This window comes from Shewanella hanedai, assembly GCF_007197645.1.
Lineage (GTDB): Bacteria > Pseudomonadota > Gammaproteobacteria > Enterobacterales > Shewanellaceae > Shewanella > Shewanella hanedai.
Genome location: NZ_VKGK01000077.1, coordinates 1 through 1,917 on the forward strand (window position 1 = coordinate 1; position 1,917 = coordinate 1,917).

1 protein-coding gene is annotated in these 1,917 nt (G+C 56.2%); it reads right to left on the reverse strand.

The features are described 5' to 3' along the window. A partial coding sequence (locus FN961_RS25645) for a beta strand repeat-containing protein (RefSeq protein ID WP_221936157.1) occupies positions 1–1,756 on the reverse strand: 1,756 nt, incomplete at its 3' end. Between the last annotated feature and the right edge of the window lie 161 nt (positions 1,757–1,917).

Below are 1,917 nucleotides of genomic sequence, written 5' to 3' on the forward strand. Positions count from 1 at the left end.
CGGTGACGGTGTCATCGTAATCGAGTGTGGCGCTGTCTGAGCCTGTGGCAGTGTTGCCCGCAGGGTCTGTGATGGTGGCGGTGATAACCAGCTCAGTGCCCGTGGCCGGTGCATCTATCACAAGTGCAATGTCACTGTCGAGCATGGCTTGTGTGACGGGACCAGTGTAGAGCACGTTATTATCTTGGTCAGTGATGGTGACAGTGTCACCCACTTCCGTGCCAGCACCTAAGGTGACGGTGATGTTGATTTGACCGTCAAGCTCTGCATCAGTGATGGTGCCATCATTGTTGGTGTCTTCAGTAATGTCAACGATTGGCGCAGCGGGTGCCCCGGTGCCGGTGCCATAGTCGAGGGTTGCATTATCTGAAGCAGAGGCGGTGTTGCCGGCAGGGTCGGTAACGGTAGCAGTGACGACGACATTGGTGCCCGTCGCGGGAGCATCGAAGCTGACGTTGATGCCGTTATCGAGCATGTCTTGGGTGATTGTTTCGTTGAATAGCTCATTGCCGTCTTGGTCGGTAATAATGACGGTGTCACCGACGGCGGTGCCGGCGGTTAAAGTAATGGTGGCATTGATTTGGCCATCTAGCTCAGCGTCATTAATAAAGCCGTCATCATTAGTATCTTCAGTGATTTCAACGAGCGGTGCGCCAGGAGCATCAGTGCCGTAATCGAGGATGGCACTGTCAGAGCCTTCAGCCGTGTTACCCGCGACATCAGTGACGTTGGCGGTGATAATCACATTGGTGCCGGTGGCAGGCGCATCGATGGCGAGACTCAAGCCACTGTCGATCATGGCTTGGGTAACTGGGCCAGTGAAAATCACGTTATTGTCTTGGTCTGTGACGACTAAGGTGTCGCCGACCACAGTACCAGCGCCGAGGGTGACAGTGATGTTGATTTGACCGTCGAGCTCGGCATCGTTGATGGTGCCATCTTGGTTAGTGTCTTCGGTAATGTCGACGATTGGTGCTGCTGGAGCACCGGTGCCTACACCGTAATCAAGGGTGGCCGCGTCATTGCCCGTGGCCGTGTTGCCTGCAGGGTCGGTGACGGTAGCGGTGACAACAATGTCGGTGCCAGTGGCCGGTGCATCCATGAGCACAGCTTGACCACTGTCTATCATGGTCTGGGTGACGGTGCCAGTGAAGAGCACGTTATTGTCTTGGTCGGTGACGACCAAGGTATCGCCGACGGCAGTGCCTGCACCGAGGGTGACAGTGATGTTGATTTGACCATCGAGCTCAGCGCTGTTGATGTAACCATCATCATTGCCGTCTTCATCGATAAGGACGGTAGGACCTGCAGGTGCGCCAGTACCGACGCCATAATCAAGCGTGGCGTTGTCACTGTCAGAAGCGGTGTTGCCTGCCGGGTCGGTGACGGTGGCGGTGATGACGAGGTTGGTGCCGGTGGCAGGCGGATCGATGGCCAGTTGGAGGTCATTGTCGATCATGGCCTGGGTCACGGGGCCGCTGAATATCACGTTATTGTCTTGGTCGGTGACCACGATGGTGTCGCCGAGCTCAGTGCCCTCGCCGAGTTTAACGGTGATGTTGACTTGACCGTTAAGCTCGGCGTCATTGATGAAGCCATCATCATTTGAATCTTCAGTGATGTCCACGGTGGGCGTCATGGTGGCGCTGCCACCGACATCCAAGGTGGCGCTGTCGTTATCGGTGGCGGTGTTGCCCGCAGGGTCAGTGACGTTAGCAGTGATCACAAGGGTCGTGCCGGTTGCTGGCGCGTCCATGACTAAGCTGAGGTCATCATCAATCATCGCCTGGGTGACGGGGCCGCTGAAGATAACGTTATTGTCTTGGTCGGTGACGACTAAGGTGTCGCCGACAGCCGTGCCTTCGCCAAGGGCGACGGTGATGTTGATTTGGCCATCTAGCTCGGCATCATTGATGA